19 protein-coding genes are annotated in these 24460 nt (G+C 63.8%); 16 read left to right on the plus strand and 3 right to left on the minus strand.

What is annotated here, in order from left to right; all coding sequences use genetic code 11:
- Position 1: 1 nt before the first annotated feature.
- Entirely contained in the window at positions 2–1036 is a 1035-nt protein-coding gene (locus HWX36_RS23115; RefSeq protein WP_175955107.1) for a lipase secretion chaperone, read from the plus strand.
- 36 nt (positions 1037–1072) lie between these two features.
- On the opposite strand, the gene HWX36_RS23120 is transcribed toward HWX36_RS23115, so the two are convergent.
- Complete coding sequence (locus HWX36_RS23120) at positions 1073–2596, minus strand: PLP-dependent aminotransferase family protein (protein ID WP_175955109.1); 1524 nt, start codon at positions 2594–2596, stop codon at positions 1073–1075.
- Between the two features lie 108 nt (positions 2597–2704).
- On the opposite strand from HWX36_RS23120, the gene HWX36_RS23125 reads away from it, so the two are divergent.
- The 5 genes from HWX36_RS23125 to HWX36_RS23145 all read left to right on the plus strand — a co-directional run bounded on the left by HWX36_RS23125 (position 2705) and on the right by HWX36_RS23145 (position 8803).
- Positions 2705–3811, plus strand: coding sequence for an ABC transporter ATP-binding protein (locus HWX36_RS23125; RefSeq protein WP_175955111.1), 1107 nt, complete (start codon positions 2705–2707; stop codon positions 3809–3811).
- Positions 3812–3888: 77 nt separating this feature from the next.
- Entirely contained in the window at positions 3889–4935 is a 1047-nt protein-coding gene (locus tag HWX36_RS23130) for an ABC transporter substrate-binding protein (protein ID WP_175955113.1), read from the plus strand.
- Positions 4936–5046: 111 nt separating this feature from the next.
- Positions 5047–6303 carry an ABC transporter permease gene (locus tag HWX36_RS23135; protein WP_175955244.1) on the plus strand — a complete coding sequence of 419 codons (1257 nt, stop codon included), beginning with the start codon at positions 5047–5049 and terminating at the stop codon, positions 6301–6303.
- A 37-nt stretch (positions 6304–6340) separates the two neighbouring features.
- On the plus strand, positions 6341–7177 hold the full coding sequence (locus HWX36_RS23140) for an ABC transporter permease (RefSeq protein ID WP_047901362.1): 837 nt from the start codon (positions 6341–6343) through the stop codon (positions 7175–7177).
- A gap of 207 nt (positions 7178–7384) precedes the next feature.
- Complete coding sequence (locus HWX36_RS23145; protein WP_175955115.1) at positions 7385–8803, plus strand: MFS transporter; 1419 nt, start codon at positions 7385–7387, stop codon at positions 8801–8803.
- Between the two features lie 106 nt (positions 8804–8909).
- Here the strand turns inward: HWX36_RS23145 and HWX36_RS23150 are convergent, their stop codons facing one another.
- Positions 8910–10643, minus strand: coding sequence for a S53 family peptidase (locus tag HWX36_RS23150; protein WP_175955117.1), 1734 nt, complete (start codon positions 10641–10643; stop codon positions 8910–8912).
- Between the two features lie 1228 nt (positions 10644–11871).
- On the opposite strand from HWX36_RS23150, the gene vgrG reads away from it, so the two are divergent.
- The 10 genes from vgrG to HWX36_RS23200 all read left to right on the plus strand — a co-directional run bounded on the left by vgrG (position 11872) and on the right by HWX36_RS23200 (position 21567).
- Positions 11872–14226, plus strand: coding sequence for a type VI secretion system tip protein VgrG (vgrG, locus tag HWX36_RS23155; protein ID WP_244136500.1), 2355 nt, complete (start codon positions 11872–11874; stop codon positions 14224–14226).
- 3 nt (positions 14227–14229) lie between these two features.
- Entirely contained in the window at positions 14230–16164 is a 1935-nt protein-coding gene (locus HWX36_RS23160; protein WP_175955119.1) for a DUF3274 domain-containing protein, read from the plus strand.
- A 95-nt stretch (positions 16165–16259) separates the two neighbouring features.
- The gene (locus HWX36_RS23165) at positions 16260–16913 is read left to right on the plus strand and encodes a hypothetical protein (RefSeq protein ID WP_244136496.1); all 654 of its coding nucleotides are present in this window, start codon (positions 16260–16262) and stop codon (positions 16911–16913) included.
- A gap of 173 nt (positions 16914–17086) precedes the next feature.
- Entirely contained in the window at positions 17087–17797 is a 711-nt protein-coding gene (locus tag HWX36_RS23170; RefSeq protein ID WP_175955123.1) for a hypothetical protein, read from the plus strand.
- Positions 17798–17824: 27 nt separating this feature from the next.
- Entirely contained in the window at positions 17825–18406 is a 582-nt protein-coding gene (locus tag HWX36_RS23175; protein ID WP_175955125.1) for a hypothetical protein, read from the plus strand.
- Positions 18407–18453: 47 nt separating this feature from the next.
- Positions 18454–18711, plus strand: a complete 258-nt coding sequence (locus HWX36_RS23180; protein WP_175955127.1) for a PAAR domain-containing protein — start codon at positions 18454–18456, stop codon at positions 18709–18711.
- A complete protein-coding gene (locus tag HWX36_RS23185) occupies positions 18708–20117 on the plus strand; it encodes a hypothetical protein (RefSeq protein ID WP_175955129.1) in 1410 nt (469 codons plus the stop codon). The genes HWX36_RS23180 and HWX36_RS23185 overlap by 4 nt, the downstream gene beginning before the upstream one ends.
- A gap of 261 nt (positions 20118–20378) precedes the next feature.
- Positions 20379–20702 carry a metalloregulator ArsR/SmtB family transcription factor gene (locus HWX36_RS23190; protein WP_041493622.1) on the plus strand — a complete coding sequence of 108 codons (324 nt, stop codon included), beginning with the start codon at positions 20379–20381 and terminating at the stop codon, positions 20700–20702.
- A complete protein-coding gene (locus HWX36_RS23195; RefSeq protein WP_175955131.1) occupies positions 20702–21133 on the plus strand; it encodes an SRPBCC domain-containing protein in 432 nt (143 codons plus the stop codon). The genes HWX36_RS23190 and HWX36_RS23195 overlap by 1 nt, the downstream gene beginning before the upstream one ends.
- Complete coding sequence (locus tag HWX36_RS23200; RefSeq protein ID WP_175955133.1) at positions 21130–21567, plus strand: DUF1801 domain-containing protein; 438 nt, start codon at positions 21130–21132, stop codon at positions 21565–21567. Before HWX36_RS23195 ends, HWX36_RS23200 begins: the two co-directional genes overlap by 4 nt.
- A 123-nt stretch (positions 21568–21690) precedes the next feature.
- Here HWX36_RS23200 and acnA read toward each other — a convergent pair whose 3' ends face one another.
- On the minus strand, positions 21691–24408 hold the full coding sequence (gene acnA, locus HWX36_RS23205) for an aconitate hydratase AcnA (protein WP_175955135.1): 2718 nt from the start codon (positions 24406–24408) through the stop codon (positions 21691–21693).
- Between the last annotated feature and the right edge of the window lie 52 nt (positions 24409–24460).

A 24460-nucleotide genomic window follows, 5' to 3' on the forward strand; every position in this document is an offset into this window, starting at 1 on the left:
GATGACGGCACGTGAAGGACGCGCGCCGCTGGCGCGGCGCGCCATGATCTATGGTGTCGTGGGGCTGGCGGCGATTGCCGGCGTGGCGATGTGGAGCGGTGCGGGCTGGCATCGCGGGACGGGCGCTGCCGGCGATGCGCCGGATGCGCCGGCGGCAGGCGGACTGGTTGCCGCGCCGCCGCAGGCCGCCGTGCCGGCAAGCGCGGGTCTGCCGCCGTCACTCGCCGGCTCCAGCGCGCCGCGGTTGCCGCTCGATGCCGGCGGCCATCTCGCGAAGTCGCGCGCGGTGCGCGATTTCTTCGACTATTGCCTGACCGCGCAGAGCGACCTGAGCGCGGCCGCGCTCGATGCGTTCGTCGTGCGCGAGATCGCCGCGCAACTCGACGGCACGGTTGCGCAGGCCGAGGCGCTCGACGTATGGCACCGCTATCGCGCGTATCGCGACGCACTCGCGAAGCTGCGCGATGCCGGCGCGGTCGACAAGTCCGACCTGGGCGCGCTGCAGCTCGCGCTCGACCAGCGCGCGTCGATCGCCTACCGCACGCTCGGCGAGTGGGCCCAGCCGTTCTTCGGTGCGGAGCAGTGGCGGCAGCGCTACGACCTCGCGCGGCTGAAGATCACGCAGGATCCCACGCTGACGGCGGCGCAGAAGGCCGAGCGGCTCGCGGCGCTCGAACAGCAGATGCCGGCCGACGAACGCGCCGCGCAGCAGCGCATCGACCAGCAGCGGGCGGCGATCGACCAGATCGCGCAATTGCAGAAGAGCGGGGCGACGCCTGACGCGATGCGCGCGCAACTGACCCAGACGCTCGGCCCGGAAGCCGCCGCACGCGTCGCGCAGATGCAGCAGGACGACGCATCGTGGCAGAGCCGCTACGCGGACTATGCTGCGCAGCGTGCGCAGATCGAGTCGGCGGGCCTGTCGCCGCAGGATCGCGACGCGCAGATCGCCGCGCTGCGGCAGCGCGTGTTCACGAAGCCCGGCGAAGCCGTGCGCGCGGCATCGCTCGATCGCGGGGCGGGCAGCGCGCGGTAATGTGGCAGGCGCGGGCGGCGCGGCGAATGATCGCCGCTATGCCGCGCGCGTGAGGTCCCGAGGCAGGTGTTGCTCGATGGTATTCGCGAGCGTGTCGAACGCGGGCCCGATGCTTTCGTGCGCGACGCACGCATAGCCGAGCAGCAGGCCGCGCCGCGCGGTGTCGAGGCTGCTGTAGTAGCTGGTGAGCGGGCGCACGATCACGCCGGCATCGAACGCGCTCTGCGTGACCGCGCGATCGTCGCAGGCGTCGGGCAGGCCGAGCACGAGATGCAGGCCGGCCTCGTCGCCCATCACGGGCAGCGCATCGCCGAAGCGCGCGCGGATCGCGTCGATCATCAGTTGCCGGCGCTCGCCGTACAGGGTGCGCATCCGCCTGACGTGCGAGGTCAGGTGGCCGTCCATGATGAATTCGGCGAGCACGGCCTGCTGCATCAGCTGGCCCTCGCGGTACAGCTCCGATAAGCCGGTGCGGAACGTGTCGACCAGATGCTCGGGCACGACCATGTAGCCCATCCGCAGCCCCGGGAACAGCATCTTTCCGAGGCTGCCGACGTAGATCACGCGGCCGCCGTCGTCGAGCCCCTGCAGCGATGCGAGCGGGCGGCTGCCGTAGCGGAACTCGCTGTCGTAGTCGTCCTCGATGATCCAGCAGCGGTGCCGGCGTGCGTATTCGAGCAGCATCCGGCGTCGTGCGAGGCTCATCACCATGCCGAGCGGGTACTGATGCGACGGCGTGACGAGCACGAGCCGCGGCGGATGCTGCATGTCGCTGGCACGCGGGTCGAGCCCTTCCTGGTCGACCGGCACCGGCGTCAGCGTGAGACCGGCCGCCTGCAATACGCTGCGCACGCCCCAGTAGCACGGCTCCTCGACCCACGCGCGATCGCCGATGTCGGACAGCAGCCGCACCGCGAGGTCGATCGACTGGTGGATGCCCGTCGTGATGATGAGCTGGTCCGGCGAGCATTTGACCGAGCGCGCGACGCGCAGGTAATCGGCGAGCGCGCGCCGCAACGGCCGGTAGCCGCCGCCCGGCGCGTAGGTCAGCAGCTCGGGGTTCGCTTCCTTCCACAGCCGTGCCTGCAGGCGGCTCCACGTCCGGCTCGGGAATTCCGACACGTCCGGCACGCCCGGCATGAACGCGCCCCACTGGCGCCGCGACACGCCCGCGTGCTCGATCAGTTGCCGGCCGCGCATCGACAGGCCGCCCTGCGCGTCCGGCTGCGGCGGTTCATCGGCGCTCGACGGCGGCGGCGCGGCGCCCGGCACGTGGATCGCGGCGGCGTCCGGCCGTGTGTCGGCCACATAGGTGCCGCTGCCGGTGGTCGTCAGCACGTAGCCTTCGGCCGTCAGCTGGTCGTACACGTGCAGCACGGTATTGCGCGCGATCGACAGGTCGGCCGCGAGCGTGCGTGAACTCGGCAGCTTGGTGCCTGGCCCCAGTTCCCCGGTCAGGATGGCCTGCTGCATCAATTGCAGCAACTGCCGGTACATCGGCTCGGGCGAGCTACGGTCGAGGCGGGCGGAGAGCCAGTCGGCGACGATCACGGTGTCCAAAGTGGTCCCATGCGGAATATTGAAATGGTTCCCTATTGTAGAACCGTGTGCGCCGTATAGTGGCTCGCATCTCAAAATCAATTGTCGCGAAGCAAGGGGACAGCCACGATGAAGTCCGATGATGTGATCGTCAGCTTTCGCGGTGTGCGGAAGACCTACGACGGCGAGACGCTGGTCGTCAAATCGCTCGACCTCGATATCCGCCGGGGGGAATTCCTGACGCTGCTCGGGCCGTCGGGCTCCGGCAAGACCACCTGCCTGATGATGCTGGCCGGCTTCGAATTCCCGACCGGTGGCGAGATCCGCCTCGACGGCGAGCTGCTGAACCACGTGCCGCCGCACAAGCGCAACATCGGCATGGTGTTCCAGAACTACGCGTTGTTTCCGCACCTGACGGTCGAGCAGAACGTCGCGTATCCGCTGACCGTGCGCAAGCTTCCGGCGGCCGAGCGCGTGGAACGCGTCGCGCATGCGCTGAAGATGGTGCAGATGGAGCGCTTCGCGAAACGCTACCCGGCGCAGCTGTCGGGTGGTCAGCAGCAGCGCATCGCGCTGGCGCGCGCGCTCGTGTTCGAGCCGAAGCTGGTGCTGATGGACGAGCCGCTCGGCGCGCTCGACAAGCAACTGCGCGAACACATGCAGTACGAACTGAAGGCGCTGCACGAAAAGCTCGGCGTGACCTTCGTGTACGTGACGCACGACCAGGGCGAGGCGCTGACGATGTCCGATCGCGTCGCCGTGTTCGACAAGGGCATCGTGCAGCAGCTCGACACCGTCGACCGCCTGTACGAATCGCCATGCAATGAATTTGTCGCGAACTTCATCGGCGACAGCAACCGGCTGCGCGGCACCATCGCACGTGTCGACGGCGAATTCTGCGAATTCCGGCTCGACGACGGCACGAAGCTCGTCGGCCGCCGCATCGGCGATGCGGCCGAGGGTGCGCCGGCCGTCGCGTGCATCCGCCCCGAACGCATGAGCCTCGCCGTGCACGGCGCGAACGGGCACGCGAACGGCTCGGCCGCCAACCGGTTGAGCGGCGAGGCGCGCAGCCTCATCTATTTCGGCGACCACGTGCGCATGCGCTGCGCGCTGCCCGGCCAGGACGAATGCTTCGTGAAGGTGCCGCTCGGCACCGGCGCGCTCGATGCGTTCTCGCCCGGCGCCCCGGTCGCGCTCGCATTTGCGCCCGAACACCTGCGCGTGTTCGCGTGAGCAGGGTTTCCCCGATTTCCCGCAGCACGTCGTCAACAACAACTGCCCATTTCCACCACGAGAGGAGAGGAACCACCATGAACCGAGCACGCATTCCCGCACGGCGCACCGCGCTGGCACTGGCGCTCGCCGTCGTCGGCGCATCGGCATCGGCTGCCGAACTCACGGTCGTCAATTTCGGCGGCGCGAACGGCGACGCGCAGAAGGCCGCGTTCAACCAGCCGTTCGAGAAGGCGACCGGCAACAAGGTCACGGCCGTCGAATACAACGGCGAGCAGGCGAAAGTGAAGGCGATGGTCGAGGCGAAGCACGTCAACTGGGACGTGGTCGAAGTCGAGTCGGGCGACCTGAACCGCGGCTGTGACGAAGGGCTGTACGAGAAGCTCGACTGGTCGAAGATCGCCAAGAAGTCCGACCTGATTCCGGAATCGCCGCAGGTGTGCGGCGTCGGCTTCTTCGTGTGGTCGACGGCGCTGTCGTACAACGCGGACAAGCTGAAGTCGGCACCGACCGGCTGGGCCGATTTCTGGAACGTGAAGAAATTCCCCGGCAAGCGCGGCATGCGCAAGGGCGCGCGCTATAACCTCGAATTCGCGCTGATGGCCGACGGTGTCGCACCGAAGGACGTCTACAAGGTGCTCGGCACGAAGGCCGGCCAGGACCGCGCGTTCAAGAAGCTCGACGAGCTGAAGCCGAACATCCAGTGGTGGGAAGCGGGCGCGCAGCCGCCGCAGTTCCTTGTCGCCGGCGACGTCGTGATGTCGACCGCGTACAACGGCCGCATCGACGCCGCGCAGAAGGAAGGCAAGAACCTGAAGGTCGTGTGGAACGGCAGCATCTACGACCTCGACTACTGGGCGATTCCGAAGGGCTCGCCGAACAAGGCGCTGGCCGAGCAGTACATCGCGTACTCGCTCTCGCCGAAGCCGCAGCAGGCGTATGCGCAGCACATCGCGTACGGCCCCACGAACATCGCGGCGATCAAGTCGCTCGACGCGAAGACGCTCGCGAACCTGCCGAACTCGCCGGCCAACGGCAAGAACGCGGTGCTGGAAGATATCGGCTTCTGGACCGACCACAGCGACGAGCTCGAGCAGCGCTTTGCCGCGTGGGCGACGAAGTAACCGATCAGGCTTCCTGAACGGTGTCCTGATGCAACCGGCCGCGCGGCACGTCGATCGTGTCGCGCGGCATTCCGCCGGAACGTGCCCGGCCGGAGAGAACCGTTGAATACGATGACGATCGCGCCTTCCTCGCCGTCGAACGCCGCGCTCAAGCGCGAGCTGAAGGCCGCCGAGGCCCGCAAGCGCACGATGGCACTGCTGCTGGTCGCGCCGCTCGCAATTTTTCTGCTGCTGATTTTCGTCGTGCCGATCGGCACGCTGCTTACTCGCGCGGTGCAAAACCCGGAGATCGCGACCGCGCTGCCCAAGACGGTTGCCGCGCTGTCCAGTTGGGACCGCAAGGCGCCGCCGGCCGACGCCGCGTATGTCGCGCTTGCGGCCGACATGACGAAGGTGGCGGACAGCGAGGCGATGGGGGCGCTCGCGCGGCGCCTGAACACCGAAATTCCCGGCTACCGCTCGCTCGTCGCGAAGACGGCGCGCGCGATGCCGCTGAAGGGCGACAATGACGCGGCGCTGACACCCGCGCAGACGCGCGAAAAAATCGTCGAACTCGATGCGCGCTGGGGCGACGTCGCGTACTGGCAGTCGATCGCGAAGAACGGCAGCCAGGTGTCGCCGTTCTACCTGCTCGCCGCGCTCGACCACAAGCAGGACGGCTTCGGCCACATCGTGCAGGCCGATCCCGACCAGTCGATCTATCTCGCGATCTTCGGCCGCACGTTCGTGATCGGCGTCGCCGTCACGCTGTTCGCGCTGCTGCTCGGCTATCCGCTCGCGTACTGGATCTCGACGCTGTCGGAGCGTCGCTCGAACCTCGTGATGATCCTCGTGCTGATCCCGTTCTGGACGTCGGTGCTCGTGCGCGTCGCCGCGTGGATCGTGCTGCTGCAGAGCGAAGGGCTCATCAACACGGCGCTGATCGGCAGCGGGCTGATCTCGCATCCGCTGGCGCTGCTGTTCAATCGCGTCGGCGTGTACATCTCGATGACGCACATCCTGCTGCCGTTCATGATCCTGCCGCTCTACAGCGTGATGAAGTCGATCCCGCCGACCTACCAGCGCGCGGCCGTGTCGCTCGGCAGCCATCCGTTCGCCGCGTTCTGGCGCGTATACGTGCCGCAGACCTATCCGGGCGTCGGCGCGGGCGCGCTGCTCGTGTTCATCCTCGCGATCGGCTACTACATCACGCCCGCGCTGCTCGGCGGGCCGAACGACCAGATGGTCAGCTACTACGTCGCGTACTTCACGAACGTGACGATCAACTGGGGCATGGCGTGCGCGCTCGGCGGGTTGCTGCTCGCGGCGACGCTCGTGCTGTACGCGGTGTACGGGCGCTTCACGCGCACCAACGTGAGCCTCGGTTGAGCGCCGCGCACTACGAAACGGGAAGGGGATTCCGACCATGAAACTCGCCAGGCCGCTGTTCGCGCCGCACATGTCGTTCGTCGAGCGCGCGTGGTACGTCGCGCTGCGCGTGCTCGTCGTGCTGACACTGCTGTACCTGATCCTGCCGGTGCTCGCGATCGTGCCACTGTCGTTTTCGTCGAGCACGTTCCTCGTCTATCCGATTCCGGGCTTCTCGATGCGCTGGTACGAGAACCTGATTGCATCGGACGAGTGGCGGATGGCCGCGAAGAACAGCTTCATCGTCGCACCGTCGGCGACCGTCGTCGCGACGGTGCTCGGCACGCTCGCCGCGATCGGTCTCACCAAGGCCGACTTCCGCGGCAAGGGGCTGCTGATGGCCGTGCTGCTGTCGCCGATGATCGTGCCGGTCGTCGTGGTCGGCGTCGGCATGTACCTGTTTTTCGCGCCGCTCGGACTCGCGAACACCTACACGGGGCTGATCGCCGCGCACGCGGCGCTCGGCGTGCCGTTCGTCGTGACGACGGTTGCCGCGACACTGCAGGGCTTCAACCAGAACCTCGTGCGCGCGAGCCTGTCGCTCGGTGCGAATCCGGTGTCGACGTTCTTCCGCGTGACGCTGCCGGTGATCGCACCGGGCGTGATGTCGGGCGCGCTGTTCGCGTTCGCGACGTCGTTCGACGAAGTCGTCGTCACGCTGTTCCTCGCGGGCGCGGACCAGACGACGCTGCCGCGCCAGATGTTCACGGGGATCCGCGAGAACATCAGCCCGACGATCGCTGCGCTCGCAACGATCCTGATCATCTTCTCGACGAGCCTGCTGCTTGCGCTCGAATGGCTGCGCGGTCGCAATGCGCGGCGCGCGGTGACCTGACGCGGCGAGCCTGCCTGCCGCGCACCGTGCGCGGCAACGCATTCGCTTTCATTTGCCTGACTGACGAGGCGCTCGCCTGCACGTTCGATGCGGCTCTGCAACAATACGGGGCGCGGCGGCGCGCGTTCCGTGCGGTGCGACCGGAACGCCGCCGCGAGTCCAATCCGCGACGCGGCGCAACGCGTCGCTCGTCAGTCGAGCCTTATCTTGTCCGAATTCGCTTCCCCCGCCGGCGCGCATGAGCCGGCCGTCAACTGGCGCGCGATGTCCGCCGTGCTCCTGGCCGTCGCGCTCGCGACGCTCGACACCGCGATCGCGAACACCGCGCTGCCTGCGATCGCCGCCGACCTGCATGCATCGCCGGCCGCGTCCGTGTGGATCATCAACGCGTACCAGCTCGCGATGGTCGCGACGCTGCTGCCGTTCGCATCGCTCGGCGACATCGTCGGCCACAAGCGCGTGTATATCGCCGGGCTCGCGGTGTTCACGCTCGCGTCGCTCGGCTGTTCGCTCGCGTCGACGTTGCCGATGCTGACGGCCGCGCGGATCGTGCAGGGCTTCGGTGCGAGCGCGATCATGAGCGTCAACGTCGCGCTGATCCGCGGCCTGTTCCCCGCGCACCGGCTCGGGCGCGGGGTCGGCTTCAACGCGCTCGTGGTCGGCGTGTCGTTCGCGGTGGGGCCGACCATCGCGTCGCTGATCCTGTCGGTCGCCGCATGGCCGTGGCTGTTCGCCGTGAACGTGCCGCTCGGCGTGTTCGCGCTGGCCGTGGCGATTCCGTCGCTACCGCAGACGGCGCGCGGCAAGCATCCGTTCGATCCGGTCGCCGCATTGTTCAACGTGATCACGTTCGCATCGCTGATCTTCGCGCTCGGCGAATTCGCGCAGCGCGGGCCGCTTTCCGTCGTGTTCGCGGCGGCCGCGGTTGCGCTCACCTTCGGCTGGCTGCTGATCCGCCGCCAGGCCGGGCACCCGGCGCCGATGCTGCCGGTCGACCTGTTTCGCCGGCCGGTGTTCACGCTGTCCGCGCTGACCGCCGTGTGCGCGTTCGCCGCGCAGGGGCTCGCGTTCGTGTCGCTGCCGTTCTATTTCGAAACCGTCCTGCATCGCAACGCGGTCGAGACGGGATTCCTGATGACCCCGTGGTCGGCGATCGTCGCGCTCGCCGCGCCGATCGCGGGGCGCTTGTCGGATCGCTATCCGCCCGGCCTGCTCGGCGCGATCGGTCTTGCATTGCTGAGCGCGGGCATGGTGTCGCTCGCCGCGTTGCCGGCGGCGCCGGGCGTCATCGACATCGGCTGGCGGATGATGTTGTGCGGCGCGGGCTTCGGCTTCTTCCAGTCGCCGAACCTGAAGGCGCTGATGTCGAGTGCGCCGCCCGAGCGCAGCGGCGGCGCGAGCGGGATCATCGCGACCGCGCGGCTGATCGGGCAGGCGACGGGCGCGGCGCTCGTCGCACTGTCGTTCGGGATCGCGGGGCGCCACGGGCCGACGCTCGCGTTGATGCTCGGCGCGGGCTTCGCCGGGGCCGCGAGCGTCGCGAGCGGGTTGCGGCTGTTTGCGCCGTCGCATCGGGCCGGCGTGCCGGCCGCATCGGAGCGGGTGAGCGAGCGGGCGACGGAGTAGGGTTGTGCGCGGTTGCGGCGCAGGCTGACGACCGGGCAACGATCGCGGGGAAGTCACGAACCGGCGCGCAACGAACCACCGCCGCGCGCCGGCCTTCACGCTTCGCTTAGAACCCGCCCGACTTGATCAGCTGGTTGAGGTTCGCGATGTTCAGGCTCCCGAAGCCGGTCGTGTAATCCCAGCCGGTGCCTGCGTTGTAGCCATACCCCTGATAGCCGTTGTTCCCCGACACCACGTCGTAGCGCACCAGCGACGGGTTCGACGGAATGTCGGCGTAGAAGTTGCCGGCCGGGAAGCCGAGGCCCGTGCCGTTCGCTGCGAGCAGACGCGCCCAGAAGCCCGTGAAGATCGGCGCGGCGAGGCTCGTGCCGCCGATCTGCTGCAACTGGCCGTAGTTGTAGATGTACGCGCCGGTGCTTTGCGCGGCGTCGAACGCGACGTCCGGCAACTGGCGGTTGCTGCCCGTCTGCCACGACGGGGCCGGCAGGATCGTGCTGACGCCGCCGCCCGTCGCCCACAGCTTGCCGTTGCCGTCGAGCCCTTCGTTCCACACCGTTTCATTCGAGAACGCGCCCGACGACGTCGTGTAGAGCGTCGTGCCGCCGATCGCGAGCACGTGCGGCGACGAAGCCGGCCACGACACCGTGTAGTTCGAGCCGTCCGGATAGCCGCGGTTGTTGCACTCGTACACGCCTTCGTCGCCCGACGAAACCGAGAACGTCTGGCCTTGTGCCGCGGCGGTCGTGAAGATCTGTTCCTCGGCGTCGAGCGTGCCGTCCGCGCTCGCGTCGGTCTCGCACCAGCCGAGCGACACGTTGATCACTTTCGCGGTGTTGTCCGACACCGCGCGGTTGAACGCCTGCGTGAGGCCCGTGTTGCCGCTTGCGTTGAGATCCGCCATGTAGAACACGAGCTTGCCGACCTGGCCGCCGGCCGAGCCGACGATCGACTGGCTGTCGAGATCCCACTCGCCCTGGCCGTCCTGGTCGTCGGTGTAGTTGCCGCCCGAGCCGTTGGTCTTGATGGTTTGCGTCGAGACCGTGCCGTAGCCGTTGCTCGACGTGAACTGCTTCAGGTCCGTCAGCGTCTGCGACACGCCGCCGATCGTGATGATGCCGACGGTGACGCCGGCCGCGGTCGGCACGCCGGTCGCGTTGTAGAGGCCCGGGAATTCCTTCGGATAGTGGCCGGTCGCCGTGCCGGCCGCGAGCGCCTGCGGCTTCGACACGTTGCCGATGTGCAGCAGCGGCCGAGCGTGTGCGACGCTCTGCAGCCCGAGCACCGAGCCGACGACGTCGCCGAGCGCGCGCGGCACCTGCGCGGTCGACGTGTTCGCGAAGCCCGAGTGGCCTGCGTATTCGAAGTGCACGAGCGACGTGTTGAATGCGGTCTTCACGGTGCCGGCCGTGCCGCGTGCGGATACCAGCAGCCGGTTCGGCGCGACCTCGATGTTGACGAAGCCGCTCTTGCGCAGATAGTCGACGACCGACTTCACCTGTGCTTCGGTCGGCGCGTAGTTGGCGAGGAACTGCTCGTGCGTGAGGTACTGGCGGTAATGCGGGCTGCCCGGCCGGTTCACGTCGCGCGACAGTTGCTTGAGCTGCGCGGCATTGCGCAGTTTCAGGCTGACGACGACGTCAGTCGTTTCGCCGGCCGCGAGTTCGAGTGACGGCGTCGCGCTGCGCGCCATCAACTGCGGGCCGGTCAGAAAGGCCTTCGTATGGGTGTCGACCCAGTCCGTCGCCGCATGCGCCGCAGCGGCGGCGAACACGAGCGGTGCCACGCACGCAAGGCGGCGGGGCGACGGCAGGGGCAGGGCAAACCAGGCGTTCCTTTTCATCGGGAGTCCTTTTTAGGAGAGACGACGTTGCTGGAGCCCTCGATCCTTGTGGGATCGCGAGCGGTGACGAGCGTAGGGCGTCGCTGCCGTTCAGGTAGCTGCCAGTTTCCATAGCTGTCAGTTCTGACATCGGCGCGCGACCGGGTGTGTATCGCGCGGTGCAGACGGCAACTGCTCCGTATCGGCGACGGAACCGGTTCGCGACACGATGGCACGACGACGCGCCGCGCTCGTGCGCACGAGTTGTTCGCCGGAGCGCCGAAACGTGCGCGATGGCGGCGTGGACGATCTCGTATGCGCATGATTCTCGATCGTCCATCGCCGCACGCGGTGTCGCACTATGTGATCAAACGAGGCGAGGCGGCCGGGACGGCATCGCTGATGCACGACATTGGGGCTGGCCGACCGCCGGCGTTTCCCGAAGTGTGGAACAGCTTGCCGCGCAGTCTTGCAGACCGCTTTCGATTGCGAGAACGCCGACGTGAATTAGAGCAAACGCTCGAGTCCGGAAACATGAAGCCGGCGCTGTTTGGAGCGCTTCGCGAAGCGAAAGCGACCTTGAATGGTCGATCTTGTCCGGTGCGATGCCGCAATGACTTGCGGCGGCGATCGTCGACGCCTGAACGCCGCTGTCGCCGAAACTGGATTGGATAGTCCTCATAGGCATTTCGCGGCGTGCAGAACGGTAGGTTTCCGTATCGAATGTTCGGTCATAAGCCGGCATTCCGGATTTTCGGGAGATGTTTTCGATTCCGGGCGTTTCGATGGCGCTGTTCCGCCGCACGCGGAATGCGCTATCGGGTTCCGGCCTGCGACAGTTTTCGGTACACGCGCCGATGGTCTCCGGACGCACCGCACATGTCGCGCGGTGAGAGCCCATGCATCGGCCGCGTGGTGCCAATCGAGCGAAGCGGCATTCGGGAAACACGGAGTCTGTTTCCGCTCGAGCAGGATTCGTCAATGGATCCGGCTTTAAATCCCGCTCCTTGCTAATTTCAGATTCGTCCTATAGCAGATTTGTCTTTCATCCAGTTAAAGTCGCGCCGAATATTCCGCAAACGTTTTCGGAGAATTAATTGATCGCGAACTTGGCTATGTCCGACGCGACTGCGCGCGCGGGCGTCGACATCCATCGGTTCTATAGTCTGGATGTGCGCCCGCTGCCGCGCTTGCGGACATCTACGAGTTCGATGGCGAGCGCGGGATCGGCGAGCCGACTAAGTACACGATCCGGTTCACCCATCCCCGCCATGATTTGTCACGCAGCGAATTTCTGAACCGAATCGGCGCGTTCGTGATCCAGCCGCCGCCGCGCGACCGATGGAGCCAACCGGAAGGCGCGCGTCGCGTGCAAGGCGTGGTGACCGGCTTCGCGCTCAAGGCCACGAACCGCGATCAGTCACTGTACGAGATCGTGCTGGAATCGCGTCTGGCGCTGTTGCGCAATGCGCCGAAGTGCCGGTTCTTTCTGGACATGAGCATTCCCGAGATCATCGAGCAGATCCTGCGGGAACACGAGTTCAACAAGATTTTCGCCCGCTTCGAATTCAAGCTGTATCGATCCTATCGAAAGCGCAGCTTCGTGATGCAGTGGGGCGAGGACGATCTGGCGTTCATCACGCGACTGTGCCGTCGCTCGGGCATCTGGTTCGTCTGCGAGGAAGGGGAACGCTGCGAGCGGGTGTGCTTCGGCGACGACTATGCGCACTACCGCCGCGATCCCGAGCGCCTGACGGTTGCATACCGGCCGCACGGTGGTCTGGAAACCGGGGGCATCGAGTCGGTCAGCGCACTGGAAATGTGCGCAAAGACCATGTCCGCGGTTTACGCGGTGCGCACATTCAACAGCGAAGCGGCGGAATCGGTGCCGATCGAGGCGGTCAGCCCGATCCGCGATGATCGCGGCACGTATGGTGAAGCGTATACATGGGGAACGCCGGGCCGGAGCGAGGACGACGCGAAGGAAGAGGTGCAGTTGCGCCGCGAGGCTGCGCTGGCCGGGCAAGTCGAGTATCGCGGCGAGTGCGACATGCTGGACCTCACGCCCGGCTCTGTGCTGAAACTGTCGAACCGGCAATTGCCCGATGCGAAGCACGGTCTGGTCGTGGTGCGGGTGACGTGCGGCGCGAGTCGGAAGAAGGCCTATCACGTCAAGTTCGACGCGATTCCATCCGATCGCCAGTATCGAATGCCGTTGATGGAAGCGACGTGGCCCAGGATCGACGGGGTCATCACCGGGACGATCGCGTCGTCCGGCGGCTGGAAAGCCCCATATCTGGATAGCGAGGGCGAATACATCGTCGATCTCCATCTGGATCGCGACAAGCGAGTACCGGGTCTGCAGAGCTGCCCGATGAGGCTGGCGAAGCCGTTCGCGGGGCCGAACCAAACAGGCTTTCACTTCGGGCTCGTCGAGGGCACGGTGGTCGGCGTGAGCTTTTTGTGGGGCTGCGTGGATTTGCCGTTCATCAGCCACGTGCTGCATACCGCGCAGCACACGGACCCGATCGTCGCGGGCGTGCCCTGGGGCACGCGCAACACGATCCGCACGCGCTCGAACAACACGTTGGAGATGGACGACCGGCAGGGTCGCGAACACATCAAAGTCGCGACCGAGCATGGCAAGTCGCAGCTCAATCTCGGCTATACGGTGGACCGCGATCAACAACTGCGCGGCGAGGGTTTCGAACTGCGCACCGACGATCGGGGGCATGTGCGCGCGGGGGGCGGTCTGTTGGTGTCGTCCGACAGGCAGGAGAAGGCGATCGGGCAGACGACCGACATGCGGCCGGCGACGAACCAGTTTGCGCTGACACAGGCGCAGGCCCAGGGGTTGACCGACGCCGCAGCGGTGGCGCACGCGGAGATCGCGGACCTGAGGGCGGAAAACGCGTGGCTGAAGGACGAACTGGCGAGCTTGAAGACGGCAGTGATCGCACTGTCCGCGCCGAACGGCATTGGCCTGGCGACACCGGATCGGGTGATGGTGTCGGCAGGCAAGGACGTGAGTGTCGGCACGTCGTCGCGGTTCAACGTGAATGCGCTCCGGAACGTCGCGATCGCGGCGGGTGAGGTGCTGTCGCTGTTTGCGCACAAGTTCGGCATCAAACTCTACGCCGCGCGCGGCAAGGTTCGGATCCAGGCGCAGTCCGACGCGATGGAGCTGGTGGCGCAGAAGGACATGCGGATCACCAGTGCCGACGGCACCACGACCGTCAATGCCGCGAACGGGGTTGTGCTCGGCGGCGGCGGTACGGCCTACGTCAAGGTGCAGGGCGATAACGTCGAGATTGGCGGGGCCGGCTGCCTGATCCTCAAGATCATCGAAATCCAGAAGGAAGGACCGGGTGCGCTGTCGTTGCCGTTGCCGAAGTTCAACCAGATCGATATCGCGAACGACGAGCGGTTCATTCTCAGCGACGACATCACCGGCCGACCGGTTGCAAACCGACCGTACAAGATTCAGCTCGCCGGCGGGCAGATTATCGAGGGCATAACCAACGACAAGGGGGAGACCTCGTTGAGCCGGCAGGATGTTGCACGGGGGCTCAAGTTGCTGCTTCAGAACAATAAGGAAGGCTAATTCATGACGGATCACTCCAACCAGCCGGATGACACGGACGATGATGCTGGTTCGCCGACACCCTATCGGCACGACACCGCAACGCGCATCGTGCCGATGCATCGCGATCATCTGGGGCAGCCGTATTGGGAGTCCTATCACACGCCGAGCAGTTTTCAGGTGCGCGCAGAATGCCGCATTCCGCCGCATATGCCAGGCATCATCATCTTTGTGCATGGCGTTAATTCCACGGGGGAGTGGTATGACGCGGCGGAAAAGGCGTTGTGCCAAGGGCTCAACGAACGGCTGAAACGGAGCGATCTGAAGGCGAATACCTACAGCACGGTAGACGGTGACCGTCCCGTGCCTAGGTATATCAAGAAGGGGGATGAAGGTAACTCTCCCGTGATCCGCTTCTACTGGGGCTACCGTGCGAAGGACGGAGAGGAGCGCAACTGGCGCATTCAGATGCGCAGTCCGCGCGGTTTCGATTTATCTGCATGGGGGGCGCCCGAGTGCACAAACGAGAAAGGTCCATGGTATTGGGGAGGCGGTCCTTTCCAGAACGGTACCAATAACCTGTCGCAATTGTGGAGCCGGGAAGGATTCAAACGTCATGTGCTCGGGTTCGATATGGAGAAGCTCAATACCGAGGCCGATCGGCAACTCCAGGATGCGCCACCACGCGACTACTATGCACACGCGGCGCAACGATTGGCGGACCTGATCGACAAGATTCGTTCCGAGTGTCCGCGCGATACCGTGACTGTGATGTCGCACAGCCAGGGCACCATGATCGCGATGGCAGCGACCGCCTTGTGCAAGACGCGCGCGCCTGATGCCCTGTTTGTGATGAACTCGCCGTACGCACTCGATGACAAGATCACGGACGCGCTGGCCTGCGGTGTGGCGCGCCCTACTCCCGAGGCACGCGTCAATACCTTCCGGAATATCGCAAATCGGCTCAAGGAGGACAAGCGCATCTTCACCGAGGCGCAATTGCAGCAGTTGCAGTGCGGTGCCTCCGAGGACATAGATTTCTGGCGCCCTGACAACCAGCGCAACTCCGGTGTCCACGAGCGCGACAATCACGGTCGACTGTACGTGTACTTCACGCCGCATGATCGCGTGATGGGTGCGGTGCCTCTGCAAAGTATCGGCTGGCAGGGCGTGGACGACAAACTGCTCGCCGAGTTAGGCGATACCGTCAAGCAGCGCATGCTGGCGCGGGGTACTCCGGTGGGCGACGCGCCGGGCGTGAAGAAGTTTGGTACTTTGCCGCCAATTCTCGAAAACAAGCTCGTGCCCGGTGCGAAGCCGACCGATTTCTGGAATGGAAACAGGGATATTTTCACACCTCTCGTGAAGCTGTGGACAGTGCCGCATCCCGACAAAACCGTGACGATCAATGCTGAAGAGGTACCGCATCCGGTCACGGCGGACGAGATGCGTCAGTTCGAAGACTCACGTAGAGGAGCCGAGGAAATGGGTAAGTGGGTTCCCGATCAGAATGATCCGAATACAGGGAGCTACGCTGATCCCGACTACCGTTATATGCGGTCGATTTATCAGCCGGAGCACACCGTTACTACCGAGGACATTTACAGCTCTAGGCGCACGACTCGACCTGAGACCCAAGACGAAATGCTGCAACGACTCGACACCTATCGCGCTGAGCCGACCAACCACAGCACGTTGCCGCAGCACCAAGCGTTCATGCGTCGGGTGGTGGCCTACGATCTCCCAGTCGGCTTTTGTGATGCATACGAGAGGGCGGCGTTCTGGACCCGCCTGATGAAATTGGCCGACTGGATGCAAGGCTACGACAGTTACTTTGAGCTTGGCGCCTCCCAATCCGTTACCAAGCCACCCTGTATCGATTGGACCACGATCTCCGAGGAACAAAGCAACGCCGAAGCAGAACAACTTCGGCAACAGCAATGGAAAGGAGGAGCGTGATGAGATACACGATTTGTGCATTCACGCTATTCGCCCTGCTGCAAGGATGCACCGTACAGACTTCGCGGCGCCCGACTTTCGGGCTTGGAGATTTCATGAGCTCAGCGCTCAAGGAATTGCCGTATGACTCACCAACCCAAGTCATCTACCGAATCGACGATCACCGCTCTGTAACGCTGGAACATTACCGGGACTGTCAACACGGGGAATCGTACTACAACGACTCCCGCGCTGGAATTCGAAAGTATTTAGGGCGAGGCCTGTTTGAAAACTTCCAGGGACGTATTATTAATGCTGACCCGACTGGGGAGAATATTGTTTTGCCGCTGGCGTATCCGGATGGACTGATTTGTGGCAATGGTGAAAAGGGTTGTGCGGTGCCATTTTGGTACTCGACAGATGGTGGGAAAACTTTCGCCACGAAGATTTACATGGATCACAGTTTCAATGCATTCGAGGACTCGAAAGACTATACGGTGGCAGTAACAAGAGACAAGTTGTTTGTTGCCAAGAAATATCAATACAGAATGGATCGGCCGGAATACGATTTGAGCGTTCGCCAATACCTGCTTCATCATTCTGTCGATCCCGGTAACCCTCAGCCATCAATCTTTGAATCGGACGGTGCGTGGGAATCTAAGAAAAAGTTAATGCCGGATGGCCTTCGCACGCCGTCCGGACAGGATCGCATCACCTGCGATGCGTCGATTAAGCCGACTAATTTCGACGCGCCACTAGTTCCGCAGTGAGGTGCAGACATTCGGCCGTGCCGTCATCGTGTGGCTTGTGGGATCGATCTTCGCGCGTTGATCGAATCGCTGGCCCGGGACCGGTTGCTTTGCTGTCGCGAGTCGGTTAGTTGAGGAAAAAGTAAGGCCGAAGTATAACAACTTCGGCAACAACAATGGAAAGGGGGGGCGTGATGAGGTACTCGATTGTTGTCATTGTACTGGCCGCCCTGATACAGGGATGCGTGACACAGCAGAGGCAGATATTTTCATTGGGTAATTTTCTGCGTGCAAGCGTGCTGCCCTATGATTCACCACCCCAGATCATCTACCGAATCGATGCCCACCGGTTTGTGACAATCGAGAACTATCGAGACTGCAATTATGGCCAAGCCTATTACAATGATACAAACGCTGGTATAAAAAAAGGTTTGGGTAGGGCGAGTGTCGAAGATTACCAAGGTCGGCTAGTTAATGCTGATCTGACTGGGCGAAATTTGGCCTTTCCATCCGGTGCTCCACCGCATCTTGGAACATCAGATCACGGTGTTGATGTTGGATTGTTGTATTCGACGGACGGCGGCAGAAATTTTTCTGCAATGGTTTATATGAAGCACAGTTTTGATCCATTCGAGGACTCGAAGGACTATTCGGTTTTTGTAACAAAAGATCGACTCTATGTCGCAAATAGGTCGGCGGACGGTGACGCTTACGTTATCGAATATCCGATGATTCCGGGCATTGACTTAAGCGGCCCCTACCCGCCTGGCGTCCAGGGCGGGAGCTTTGCAGCATCAAAGCGACCAGGTGTTTTTTCAAAGCTTCGCACGCCCTCCGGTCAGGACCGCATTACCTGTGACGCATCGATCAAGCCAACGAACCCGGACGCGCCGCTGGTGCCATGAGGCGCGCGAAACTTACAACAAAGACCCATGATGAAAACCCTCGGTTGCCTGAATAAGTTATATAGAATTTTGCTACCTGTAGCCTTGATGTTGTCAGGAAGCGCATTTGCGCAATTCGACAATCCGTTATTTGAAACGGCGCTGGATCAGGAGGTTTGGAAATATGTAGGTCGAAGTTTCGGTGGTGACGATGTCTACGTTGATGCAAAGCGAGCCAGGCGCGGAGGGCGTAATGCGAATATCGTTTTTTCTCCGGTTATGGTAAATAGAATGAATTGCTCTGATCGTGCGGTGGCGCAGACTCGTGAGGAGGCGAGAGGTCGATGTATAAAAGCGCTCGGCTATGCATCGCTTATTGAGGGCAAGGCGTATTGGTGTGGAGATGATTATAGAAAGAATGAGGTTGCTACGTTCTTTACTCTCCGGTTTGATGAATACGACGGGAAAGGGAAAGTGGTGAGCGACTCGGGAGAACGCAAAGACATGAAACCGCTCTCTATTAATTTGATCGAGCCGGATACCCCATCCGTGCAGGCGAGAGCATGGCTTTGTCGGAACATAGATGGCTCTCAACTTGGGTCGACAGTTTCAGGCAAGGGCCAGCCATGATCCAGCTTCGATGTGGCGCGTCACCCGCAATTACAAGGACCTTCCTCATGAAAACACCCGTATGCCTAGGCGATGCCACCACACACGGAGGTGTTGTCAAAACCGCATCATCGACATTCGACCTCGACGGCCGCAAGGTAGCGCTGCTTCATGACGTCGTCTCATGCCCGGAGCACGGCGACAACCCGATCATCGAATGCGCCGAGGGTTACAGCGAAGGCGGCCGAAAATGGGCGGTGCACCTGTGCCGAACACAGTGTGGCAGCCAGGTGATCGCCAGCAGCGCAGGGATGAAAATCGCATGAAGCGAACGTGGACGGTCCCGAACGTCGGGGAATATCAGTACGGCAAGCCCCCCTCGATCTGGTGGTGCGTACTTGCGATCGTCGTCATCCAGATCGCGGGCATGCTCATTGCGGTACTCACGTGGGAGCAGGGCAAGCCGGTGATATCCGAACACTTCTTCGTGCGCGCGTTGCTGTTGCCGTTGCTGGTGTCGGGTGCCGTGTGCGGCGTGATCTATTGCAGCTATGAGGAGTGGATCGAGCGGGTCGACTGGTGGAATTTCCTGTGCCGCAGCGAGCGGGCGACGTGGCGGCAATGGGCGCAAGCTCACATGGTGATTGTCGATAGCATTGCGTTGACGCCTGAGCCCGAGTTGGCCGAACGCCTGCTGGGCCTGGAAGGCAGTGCGCCGATGAATCCCGGCAAGATCCTGGCGTTGCCGGAGGCGAAAGGTTCGGCAGGCGTATCGCGGCTCGAACGGGTACTGGAGCAACTGCTGATGCCGTTCGCTGCCAGCCTTGCGCGTCATGCGCGGAGCCGTGTCGTCGATGTGATCCTGCAATCGGCCGGCAAGGAGGATCTGACCGAACTCCGGGCCGTCTGGAAGAGGCTTAACCTGCCCGACCTCGTGCAGTTCGGATGGGTGCCGTTCGGTGCGAAGCAGACGAACATCCAGACGTGGTTCGACGAAGGCTGCAAATCCGATTTCCGGTTGTTGCTGGCTTGTCAAATGCATGCGGAGGGCGCGGAGCCGGCATGGTCGGAGGCCGCCGTGGCGATGTTGCTCACCTCGCCGCGCGTGATCGAGGACTTCAACGGAAAACTCCGGCCTCAGGCGCGTTTATTCCGCCCGATTGCGATGCCTTCCGATTCCATGGTGGACGCCCTGGAAACGCTGCTGGCATCGGAGCAGACGCCGCGCGTGCGCATCAGGCACGCGTGGCTGAGTGATCTGCCGCCCCCGGGTCGGCATGCGACGCTCGGCGCCATCAAGGATGCAGGACTGGAACTGCCGGTGCACGATGTCGACCGCGCGATCGGCAAGCCGGGGCCGGTGAATGGGCTCTTGCTTCAGGCGCTCGCGGCGCAGATGGTGGCGCATGGCCAAGGCGCACAGCTGGTTGCTTTGCCGAGCGCTCAACAGGTGCGGCTGAATTTGGTCGGAGCGCAGAGCGCACCGGTGCCTCGCGTCGAGGCGGGCTATATGCGTCGGCTTAGCTTGTCGGTAAGCCTGGGTGGGAGTTGTTGCCTGATCCTGATCGTGGTCGCGCTTGATGCTCTCAATGCATCCAGAGGATGGTTCTGGTCCTGCCTGGCCGGATTCGTATTGCTGTTCCTGATCCAGCTTGGCGGTTCGTTTCTGAGGCGTCGCTTGCTGGAAGACGATTTTTACCGGCAACTGCGGCGCATGGGCGCTTGGATTTGAGGCCGGGTCATGTGTGGCACGGCATCAGCGCGCGACGATCGAATAAAAATTAGAGCAAACACTCGAACCCGGATGGGCGAAGCCGGCGTGATCTGACGGTCCGCGAGACCTTCGGCCAGCCCGCTTCCGGCGCGACTGCTTCCGACGCGAAGCGCGTCGCATGCAACAGCGGAGCACCTCGGCATCCGCGAAATACCTCCTTGACTCTTGCCGTTCAGCAGATATCCTTCAACCCATAACCAACGGGTTATGAATCAGGACATGCAGAACGCTCACGACATGCTTTTCAGAACGCTTGCCGACCCCACGCGCCGCGCGCTCTTCGAGCGGCTGTGCGCGGACGGCGAGCTGACAGTTGCCGCGCTGACGGCCCATGCGGGCGTCTCGCAGCCGGCCGTCTCCAAGCATCTCGGCGTCCTGAAGCAGGCCGGGCTCGTGAGCGACCGCCACGAAGGCCGGCAGACGCACTACAGCGCGCAGCCGCAAGCGCTGGCCCCGCTGATCGACTGGACGAGCCAGATGGCAGGCTTCTGGCAGAACCGGTTCGACGCCCTCGAAGATCTGCTCAAAAGGATGGATCAGTAATGAACCAGGCCACTACCGAAACGCGCTCCGTCGTCGTCGAACGGGAGCTGCCGCATCCGCCGGAGAAGATCTGGCGCGCGCTCACGCAACCGCACCTGATCGAGGCGTGGCTGATGAAGAGCGACTTCGAGCCTGTCGCGGGCCGCGCATTCAGCTTCCGTGCGGACTGGGGCTCGGTCGACTGCACGGTCCTGACGATCGAGCCGCCGCGCGCTTTGTCTTATACGTGGGCCGCATACGGCCTCGAAAGCGTCGTCACGTGGACGCTCACGCCGACGCCGGTCGGCACGCACCTGCGGATGGAGCAGGTCGGCTTCCGCACTGGCCAGGAGCACGCGTACCGCGGTGCGCAGCACGGCTGGGTCCGGTTCTTCGATTCGCTCGAACAGGTACTGGCGCGCCCCGACGAAGGCACGGAGGCCCGCGCATGAGCACAACGGACCTCACGCCGTCGGAACATATCGACGCGCTGATCGCCGGCATTGCCGACTGGCGCGGCAAGACCTTCGCCGACCTGCGCCAGACGATCCTCGATGCGCAAGCGGGCATCGTCGAGGAATGGAAATGGATGGGCAGCCCCGTGTGGTCGTGCGACGGGATGATCGCCGTGGCGAACGCACACAAGGGCAAGGTGAAGCTGACCTTCATGCACGGCGCGCAGCTGCCGGATCCCGCCAGGTTGTTCAACGACGGCCTCGACGGCAATGCGCGGCGTGCGATCGACCTGTTCGAAGGCGACCGGATCGACAAGCGGGCGCTGAAGACCCTCGTGCGCGCGGCGATCGAATACAACCGCACGCATCTGAAGAAGAACACGCGGCGAGCGGGCCCAGGCGCGAAGGCGCGCGCCGACAACGCGGCGTGACGCGCCGGACGCACGGCGATATCGCGTAACGTACGCACGAAAAAAAGCCCGACACGAGGTCGGGCTTCCAAATCGGCCGCAACCGCCCGCGAGGCGGCTGCGGCACCTGCAAAAGCAGGGCGCTTACGCTGCGAGCAGCGAGCGCAGCACGAACGGCAGGATACCGCCGTGCTTGTAGTAGTCGACTTCGATCGGCGTATCGATGCGCAGCAGCACCGGCACACGCTGCGTGTCGCCGTTCTTGCGGTGGATCACGAGCGTGACGTCCTGCTGCGGCTTGAAGTCGTCGCCGAGGCCTTCGATGTCGTACGTCTCCTCGCCGGTGATGCCGAGCGACTGGACGCTGTCCGAGCCCTTGAACTGCAGCGGCAGCACGCCCATGCCGACCAGGTTCGAGCGGTGGATACGCTCGAAGCTGCGTGCGATTACGGCCTTCACGCCGAGCAGTTGCGTGCCCTTCGCCGCCCAGTCGCGCGACGAGCCCGTGCCGTACTCTTCGCCCGCGAACACGACGGTCGGCGTGCCGGCGTCGACGTACTTCATCGCCGCATCGTAGATCGACAGCTGTTCGCCGCTCGGCTGATGAATCGTCAGGCCGCCTTCGACGCGCGAGCCGTCGGCCTTCGCCGGGATCATCAGGTTCTTGATCCGGACGTTCGCGAACGTGCCGCGCATCATCACGTCGTGATTGCCGCGGCGCGAGCCGTAGCTGTTGAAGTCGGCCTTCTGCACGCCGTTTTCCTTCAGCCACTTGCCTGCGGGCGAATCTTCCTTGATCGAGCCTGCCGGGCTGATGTGGTCGGTCGTGACCGAGTCACCGAAGATGCCCAGTGCGCGCGCACCGTTGACCGTCGGGATCGAAGCAGCCGGTTCCATCGAGAAGTCGTTGCCGAAGAACGGCGGTTCGGCGATGTACGTCGACTTCGGCCAGTCATAGACCTGGCCCGATTCGCCCTCGATCTTGCTCCAGAGGTCGCCCTTCTTGGTCAGCTTCGAGTAGTTGTCCTCGAACTTCTTCGGATCGAGCGCGAACTTGAGCAGCGCGTGGATTTCTTCGCTCGTCGGCCAGATGTCGCCGAGGTAGATGTCGCGGCCGCCCTTGCCCTTGCCGACCGGCTCGGTCATCAGGTCGCGCGTGATGTTGCCGGCGATCGCGTACGCGACGACCAGCGGCGGCGACGCGAGGAAGTTCGCGCGGATGTTCGGATGGATACGCGCTTCGAAGTTACGGTTGCCCGACAGCACGGCTGCCGCGACGATGTCGTTCTTCGTGATCGCTTCGTTCAGTTCCGGCGTCAGGTCGCCCGCGTTGCCGATACAGGTCGTGCAGCCGTAGGCCGCGACTTCGAAGCCGAGCTTCGACAGGTAGGGCAGCAGGCCCGTCTTCGTCAGGTACTCGGTGACGATGCGCGATCCCGGCGCGAGCGAGGTCTTGATCTTCGGATCGACCGTGAGGCCGGCCTCGACCGCCTTCTTCGCGAGCAGGCCGGCAGCGAGCAGCACGCTCGGGTTCGACGTGTTCGTGCACGACGTGATCGCGGCGATCAGCACGTCGCCGTTCTTCACGTCGACGCCGTTGCTCGTCGTGTATTGCGTGGCCAGATCGTCCGCCTTCTTCGCGAAGCCGTTTTCCGCGACCGGCTTCGAGAACAGGTCGGTGAACGTCGACTTGACGTTGCCGATCTCGATGCGGTCCTGCGGACGCTTCGGGCCGGCCAGCGACGGTGCGACCGTTGCGAGGTCGAGCGTCACCGTCTTCGTGTAGTCGATGTCGCCGGCCTTCGGGATGCCGAACAGCTTCTGCGCCTTGAAGTAGTTTTCGAACGCGGCGATTTCGGCCTTCGTGCGGCCCGTGCCTTCGAAGTAGTCGATCGTCTTTTCGTCGACCGGGAAGAAGCCCATCGTCGCGCCGTATTCCGGCGCCATGTTGCCGATCGTGGCGCGGTCCGGCAGCGACAGCGACTTCGTGCCTTCGCCGAAGAATTCGACGAACTTGCCGACGACCTTCTCCTTGCGCAGCATTTCGGTGATCGTCAGCACGAGGTCGGTAGCCGTCACGCCTTCGCGCAGCTTGCCCTTCAGCTCGACACCGACCACGTCCGGCGTCAGGAAGTACACCGGCTGGCCGAGCATGCCGGCTTCAGCCTCGATGCCGCCCACGCCCCAGCCGACCACGCCGATGCCGTTGATCATCGTCGTGTGGCTGTCGGTGCCGACGAGCGTATCCGGGTAGTACACGGTGTCGCCGCCGTCCGCCTTCTTGTGGACGCCGCGCGCGAGGTATTCGAGGTTCACCTGGTGGACGATGCCGACGCCCGGCGGCACGACCTTGAACGTGTCGAATGCCTGCATGCCCCACTTCATGAACTGGTAGCGCTCGTTGTTGCGCTGGAATTCCAGTTTCATGTTCAGGTCGAGCGCGTCCTTCTGGCGGAAGTAGTCGATCTGCACCGAGTGATCGACGACGAGATCGACCGGGACCAGCGGTTCGATCTTCTTCGGATTCTTGCCCGTACGCTCGGCGACGCCGCGCATGGCCGCGATGTCGGCGAGCAGCGGCACGCCCGTGAAGTCCTGCAGCACGACGCGCGACACCACGAACGGAATCTCGTCGACGCGCTTCGCGGTCGGCTTCCAGTTCGCGAGCTGCTCGATGTGCTCTTCGGTGATTTTCTTGCCGTCGTAGTTGCGCAGCACGGACTCGAGCACGATACGGATCGACACCGGCAGGCGTTCGATCTTCGTCTTCAGTTCCTTGCCGAGCTGCGGCAGCGAGTAGAACTTGCCTTTGCCGGAACCGCTGTCGAATTCCTTGAGGGTCTTGTGGAGATTGTGGGCCATGGTGATTTTCCTGGGTTTAAGGCTAGGAAACAAAGAGTCCTGTATCTGACGG

The organism is Burkholderia sp. BCC0405, from assembly GCF_902833075.1.
Classification (GTDB): domain Bacteria; phylum Pseudomonadota; class Gammaproteobacteria; order Burkholderiales; family Burkholderiaceae; genus Burkholderia.